This window comes from Klebsiella sp. K47, assembly GCF_051858335.1.
Lineage (GTDB): Bacteria > Pseudomonadota > Gammaproteobacteria > Enterobacterales > Enterobacteriaceae > Klebsiella > Klebsiella pneumoniae.
Genome location: NZ_JBPYUI010000278.1, coordinates 1 through 234 on the forward strand (window position 1 = coordinate 1; position 234 = coordinate 234).

Sequence of the window (234 nt, forward strand, 5' to 3'; positions counted from 1 at the left end):
GGCCTGGCCTCAGCAAGGAGGACGCCGCGCGCCTGTTCGAGCGCGGCTATCGCGGCACGCATGCCGGCCACTCGCAGGGCGGTGGCATTGGACTGTCCATCGTCAGCCGGCTGTGTGCGCTGTACGGCTGGGAGGTCGGTGTACGGCCGGGCGAATCGAAAGGCGTTGTGGCGACGCTTCGTTTCTCGCCGACGCGCGAGGCGTCGGCAGCCAATCCGGCGCGTGCCTGAAGCG

At 70.1% G+C, this 234-nt stretch carries 1 protein-coding gene; it reads left to right on the forward strand.

Annotated elements, in window-relative coordinates; all coding sequences use genetic code 11:
• The coding region (locus RRF55_RS28025; protein ID WP_439419302.1) for a sensor histidine kinase at positions 1 to 230 on the forward strand (230 nt) is incomplete at its 5' end.
• Positions 231 to 234: the final 4 nt, after the last annotated feature.